This window comes from Armatimonas sp. (assembly GCF_043760365.1).
GTDB lineage: Bacteria > Armatimonadota > Armatimonadia > Armatimonadales > Armatimonadaceae > Armatimonas.
Map to the genome: position 1 here is coordinate 1 of NZ_JAYUPA010000213.1, position 5,842 is coordinate 5,842.

At 56.2% G+C, this 5,842-nt stretch carries 3 protein-coding genes and 1 pseudogene; 3 read left to right on the forward strand and 1 reads right to left on the reverse strand.

Annotated elements, in window-relative coordinates:
- The 3 genes and pseudogenes from ACH2EH_RS05200 to ACH2EH_RS05210 all read left to right on the forward strand — a co-directional run.
- Positions 1-1,969, forward strand: a pseudogene (locus ACH2EH_RS05200) (hypothetical protein); the annotation flags it as partial.
- Positions 1,970-2,104: 135 nt separating this feature from the next.
- Positions 2,105-4,534: a S8 family serine peptidase gene (locus ACH2EH_RS05205; protein ID WP_395139600.1), complete on the forward strand. Its 2,430-nt coding sequence runs from the start codon at positions 2,105-2,107 to the stop codon at positions 4,532-4,534.
- A 31-nt stretch (positions 4,535-4,565) separates the two neighbouring features.
- Positions 4,566-5,570: a zinc metalloprotease gene (locus ACH2EH_RS05210; protein ID WP_395139602.1), complete on the forward strand. Its 1,005-nt coding sequence runs from the start codon at positions 4,566-4,568 to the stop codon at positions 5,568-5,570.
- Between the two features lie 45 nt (positions 5,571-5,615).
- On the opposite strand, the gene ACH2EH_RS05215 is transcribed toward ACH2EH_RS05210, so the two are convergent.
- A partial coding sequence (locus tag ACH2EH_RS05215) for a hypothetical protein (protein ID WP_395139604.1) occupies positions 5,616-5,842 on the reverse strand: 227 nt, incomplete at its 5' end.

Consider the following 5,842-nt stretch of genomic DNA (forward strand, 5'->3'; position numbering starts at 1 on the left):
AGATCCTGTGACCAGTGTCATCAGTACGCTCGCGATTGATGGTGTCTACGGGGGGAACCGAAGTCTCTCGGTCTCTCTGGGCGGAGCCCGCGCGATCACTATTACACTCTTGGGTCAGGCGAACCTCTGGCGTGATATTGCGGGGGCGTTTACCAATGCTGCACAGATCGCACCGTGGCAGCGTGATATTCAGTATGATCCTTTCTCTCCCGAGAACACGCTTATCGCAAACGATGGTGGGGTCTATGCCTCGTCCTTTAATCAGGACAATCCTGCCCTGACCTTCTCTTGGCTCTACACGACAAATCTCAACGCGGGACCGGCGAGCACCACCGGCGACGGTAACCTGATCGTGACTCAGATCAACGGAGTGGCATTCCATCCGAGTAACAAAGACCAGGCGATTATCGGAACCAATGGCCTGGGTCTGGTTCGCAACTTTAATGGGACTTGGCGCGGTGTCTCCATCACCGTACCGAACTATGCAAACCCGTTTGCACCGTTTTCGGTTGGTCCCTATATCAGTAATATCGCGACCTCGGGTAATGGTGGTGTTGAGTACGCCTGGATGATGGCGGGCAGCAACAACAACCTGGGTGGCGGAACCGGCTGGGACGGGGGGCAGCGGCTCTTCTTCACCACCAACGGCTGGACTTCTGCGACAGATATCTCGCCCGATCAGTCTCGTCCGGGAGCCAATGGCCCCATCTATCCCTATCCCTTCCGTGACACCACGACGGGAACCCCAGCGACGAACTGGGCGGCGGAGACCAAGGCGTTTGCTCCGAAGATTGCTATGGATACGGTCTCGGCCAACTCGACGACAATCTACACGGGAACCAACCGACTTTGGCGCTTCGATCCACCAGGCGCTGCGGAGCCGACGACCGATCCGGCAACCCTGCCGACGGGTGTCAAGGGCTGGTGGCGACGTGTTGGAGACAACGCGGTGGGCGGCGTGATCACCGCTATCGCGGTGACCTCAAGCCCTGCCGGGCCCGGACAGCGGATCTATGTGGGGTCCTCGACGGGTGAGATCTGGATGACAGACAATGCACGTCAGTTGGATCAAGCACAGGTTCCGTTGCCGATTATCGCCACGTGGACTCGCCTGGATCAGGACGGCAATGCCAACAGCCTGCCCGATCGTCCTGTAACCTCGATCTCGGTGAACGAGGGAAATCCCCCGGGCCTGGGATCGCGTACGGAAGATATCCTAGTGACGGTTTCTGGGGCCGGTGGTGGGCATGTCTATCGCTGCCAGAACACCCGGGGCTCGTCTATCATCTTCACGGATCAGAACGGTGTGGTAACCAATCCCGCCGATCCTAACTTCTACACCCGCCTGCCGGATGTGCCGGTTAATAAGATCGTCCGCGATTCGGATGACCCGGTGAACACTTGGTATATCGCGACTGATATTGGAGTCTTTGTGACGACAAATCAGGGATCTACCTGGCAGGATGCCACCATCCCGCTCAAACTGCCGAGTGTGCCCTGTGTTGATATTGCACATGTTCGAGCGACCAAGTTCCTGACCGTGGCGACCTATGGCCGAGGAATCTATCGCATCTCGACCGATAACATCGTTGCTCAGACCAGTCTTCCGAACCTGAAGCTTTCCTTCACTCTGAGCCGGACAGGCAACGAGCTGATCGCGGTGGTTACGGTGAAAAACGAGCTACTGGATGCGTTGGGCAATCCGACCGGTCTGGCGGAGAACGTGCGTATCATGGATAGCAAGATCAACGCCACTTCGGCGACGGGTCTACCAACCACACCCGTTGTACTTAAATCCATTGCGCCGGGGACATCTAAATCGGTGACGTTGCGGTATCCAGGAAGCGCCGGACTTGCGGGAACCGCGGCTCAGTTCACTCTGAATACCCTGTTTATTACTCAGAACCCGGATAACTCTGGGCCAGTGCAAGGAAGTGCAAACTTCTCGGTGAGGACCCGCTTGCCGTAAAAAGCAGGGTGAGTCTTCGTGAAATAAAAAAGGTCGTGTCTCTTGACACGGCCTTTTTTGGTACAATAGCGGGGTTATAGGAGGAATTTGTAGATGATGCGAAGAGGATTGAATAACTGTTTCAGCATTCCAAAGATGCTAGCTCTTACTTTAGTTGCTTTGGGAAGCATTCCACAGGCTTGGGGACAGAGCGTACAACTCCCGAAACCAGGCGCGGGCGTTCCTGAAGAACCGCTCTCGGAACCGCTTAAGCAGCAGCTTGCCGCACTGGGGCGTGACAAGATGAGCCGTACTCCGGCGCAACGAAAGCTGGGCTCCGAACTGATTTATGTGGGGCGTATCGAGAAGGGGCTGCCCGCAGTTCCTGGCATTCCCACCCTGCGCGCCACGCTCCCGCGCGACATGGCAGGGCGTGTGCATGTCCATATCCGTGGCACTATTACGCCTAATTTACTGAGCGCCGTGAAGGGTGCGGGTGGCACAGTCACCGGGGTCTATGCCAAGACCGGCGATATGCATGCCTGGTTGGGCCTGGGCTGGCTGGAGCTACTCGCTCAACGCACCGATATCCGAAGCATCAAGCCTGTGCAGCTTCCTCGGACGCTCAAGGGAACGTATATCACCGAGGGCGATGTCACCCACGGCTCCGCCTTTGTGCGTGAGCAGTACGGAGCCAGCGGTCAAGGAATCTCCGTTGGGGTGCTCAGCGACAGCAACGATTTTATGGAGCAGTCGCAGTCCACGTTTGATCTCCCAAATCCCGTTAACGTGGTCTTTGATCAGCGTGGGCTCTCCGGTGAGGGAACAGCGATGATGGAAATCATCCACGACCTCGCCCCCGATGCCGAGCTGTACTTTGGAAGCGGGATCATTAGTCAGGATCAGATGGCGTCCGTCATAGACGAGATGGTGCAGAACTGGGGCGTGAAGTATCTCGTCACCGATATCGTCTACGGGGCATCGAGCGTCTTCCAGATCTCTCCGATCGAGCAAGCCATGACTAATGCGCTCGCTGCCGGAAGTGAGGTGTTTGCCGCCATTCCCGAGACCCAGACGGTCGCAAGTGTCTGGAAAGGAGACTTTGTCAATGGGGGAAATGTTACCTACTCCTCTGCGGATGGCACGCTTACTTTTACAGGACAGATTCATCTTTTCCCTAATTCCACTACGACCAACCGAGCCTTCGGCAATGGCTATGCGCGCCTGTTCTGGAGCGATCCCGCCGGAGCCTCTGCCAATGACTACGATCTGATCACCACCTCGGGCAATACGATTGTTGCGGCTAGTACGGGTTTCCAGGATGGCATCCAAGACCCGATGGAGGAGGTTGGTGTTAACTCTGGGGAGAGCTTGCGTATTGTTAAAGCAAGTAGCGCCGCTGCCCGTGCATTGCATCTGCGCCTCGAAGGTGGTCAGGGAATTCTTCAGCAACAAGTAGAGATCGCGAGTTTGGCACCCTATGGAACGGTGGGGGATGAGGCATACATGATTGGCTCGACCAGTGCGCTGGCGGCCTTTCCCTTTAACTTCGGTGCTTTTGGTTCGGCGCTGACGGCCAATAGTAGTAGTATGACGGGTAACCGTGATGTCTTCCTGAATCCGGATGGCTCCACGATTTTCCCCGGGGTTGAGCCGCTCTATGCCAACTCCTCCTACGTGACCTACGCCCTGCGGGTGGATGCGGTTGCGGCGGAGAATGTCTTCACCTCCGTGCCGGGCTTCCAGCCCTTCCGTGGCACGTCTGCGGCGGCGGCGCACGCTGCGGCAATCGCAGCGCAGGTCTCGTCGCTGATTCGGGAGACTTTCACAGCAGATAGCTATAGCTTTGTCTTCGGCCCGATTCTCTCCCGTAGCGAGCTGCGCCAGACACTCCTGGGAACGGCTCAGGACATTCACGCCACCGGTGTGGATATCCAGAGCGGCGCGGGCATTTTGAGGACGGATCGCGCTGCCGACTCCCTGGTGAACTTCCTCCAGGGATTTCAACTTTCTGAGCTGAAGCAGGCCACGGTACGCTTTAACTGGCTGACGAACTTCCCTGCCAACTCGACGATTGAAGTCTATACGGAGGACGGTTCCGAAGACTATTTCTGGCAGACGGACTTCCCCGATACGCTGGCCGATGTTCTTTTTACCGGTCTAACGCCCGCAACACAGTATCTCTACGTAGTGACTTCGTCCTCCGACTCTGGAGCGGTCTACCAGTTGAAAGTGGGTACTTTCAAGACTCTACCCGTTAATGAGGTGGAAGTTCGGGTTTCGGCGGCGACGGTTCTGAACCGTAACCAGTCTCCGTGGCGCTGTGAGATCACCGTGCTCAACGAGGGCGGAACTCCAGCGAGCAATGTGAAGATCGAGACCGCTGTTCTCAGCGCTTCCTATACTCTCACTCGCCTGCCGCTCAGTGTGCCCACGATTGATGCGAATGGCTTACAAACGGCGATACTGCTGTTTGGACGGCAGAAACTCTTGCCGAATCTGAAGCTGCGTGTGAGTGGCAGCTACACAACGACAACCGGCGCAACAAAGCGCTTCAACAATGAAGTGGATGTTGTGGTTCTCTAAGAGACTATTGGATCTTTAGTAGGAGTAAAAAATGAAAAACAGAATGAATAAAAACGCTGGGTTTGGCCTGCTTGGGCTGGGTATTGCCGGCGTTGTGCTCGGAGCCGTGACCGTTGCAAAGGGCGCCCCGCGTGTCCAGAAGCCTTTTGTGATTGGTGGGATCGCGTATCCGAGCCAGGCATCGTTTATCGCATCGGGCAACCGTTGCGGAACCGAGAATCCAAGTGCAAAAGAGATGGCTGCGATCCAGGCGCGCCTGAGTACGACCGGCGGTGAGATACGGGCGATGGGAGGGAAAGGGCGTACAGGGGTTATCAATATCTCTGTCTATGTTCATATCATCCGAGATGATAGTGGTGTTGGGGACGTGACAAATACACAAATCAACAACCAGATTGCTTTCTTGAACAAGTCCTACGGAGGAACCGAGACACTTACTAATGGGAAGGCTCCTATCAAACCCGCCAAGACAATTTATCAGTTTGTGCTCAAGGGAGTTACTCGGACCAACAATAGTGCATGGTATGGCCTGACCCCGGGGTATCCAGCACCTAGTACGGAAGAAAATGCGATGAAGACTGCGCTCAGAGTAGGGGGCGAAGAGACACTCAATATCTACTCGCTTAACCTCGGCGGTGGGCTTCTTGGTATCGCACGGTTCCCCTGGGATCATGCAGCGTACCCCAAGGCAGATGGAATCATGCTCCTGAAGGACACCTTCCCAGGCGGCACGGCGGCTCCGTACAACCTAGGTGATACCGCAACCCATGAAGTAGGTCACTGGATGGGGCTCTGGCACACCTTCCAGGGCGGCTGTACCACCGCTAACGATGTGGTGAGTGACACCCCCGCGGAGTCGGGACCTTTTTATGGAGTACCGACAGCCGTACGTAATTCTTGTACGGGAGTTCAGTTTCCTGGTAACGATCCAACGGAAAACTATATGGACTACACCGATGATGCCTACATGTACCGCTTCTCCACGGGGCAGGCACAGCGAATGGATACAGTTGGTCTGACCTACCGGGGACTCTAAACTCAAAGAACGAGAGCAGCCCGCGCGAGCGGGCTGTTTTTTTGTCTATGGAGGCTTTTTCACGAATGGTTTGCCGAGGCCTGAAAGGCCCCGTCTCAGCGGCTTCGCCAAGCGGCCCGAGGCCGCGTCAAATGTCTCCCGCTCTGCGGGCTCGGCCCGCTTCGCGCGGAGCGCGGCCCAGAGATGGCCTTTCAGGCCATCGAAGGGGATTCGTGAAAAAGCCTCTATGAATATTTTAATTACAGGAATCTCCGGGTTTATTGCAGGCGGTC